General features: G+C 54.9%; 1 pseudogene. It reads right to left on the minus strand.

The window, feature by feature from the left end:
- Positions 1 to 337: 337 nt before the first annotated feature.
- Positions 338 to 587, minus strand: a pseudogene (locus tag NPS56_RS30985) (SEL1-like repeat protein); the annotation flags it as partial.

Consider the following 587-nt stretch of genomic DNA (forward strand, 5'->3'; position numbering starts at 1 on the left):
GAGGTATTTTTTCGTGGGCGCAGGTAAAGGCGAAATTGGCCTTGATGTCGGTGAGTGGATTCACATGAGGATCCTTCTTCATATAGGTAAAGGCGCTGCGGCTATCACAAGCAGCCAACAGCAGGCACAACAGCAAGAGCGCGAGACGCATCAGTCGAGATCCTTCGGGTGGCTTTGTCGTAATAAAAATCGACGAGTGAAGCACAGGGCGCATCCTTCTTTTACTGATTGTTCCCACGCTCAGCGTGGGCATGCATCCCGTGAGGCTCCGCGTCACCATTGCGCAGGTGTCGACAGCGGGACGCAGAGCGTTACTGTCCTGTTTGAGCTGGATTTCTCATCCGAGCAGGCACCATTCAACCGCTTGCTCAGATCGTGTGATCTTGTCGGAGAAGGGCCAGATGCGTGGGTGGTAACGTTCGACCAGTTGCTTGGGCAAGATCACGCCCTGCTCGAAATACCGAATGCCGTTGCCGTCCTTGACTGAATGGTGGTGAGGTAGCCAGCCAACCTGCCAGTACCCACTTACCGGACAGACTTGACCGCTATAGCAGTACGGCGCGGATAAATGAGCCTGGCTGAATGCG

The organism is Pseudomonas putida, assembly GCF_028682635.1.
GTDB lineage: Bacteria > Pseudomonadota > Gammaproteobacteria > Pseudomonadales > Pseudomonadaceae > Aquipseudomonas > Aquipseudomonas putida_AE.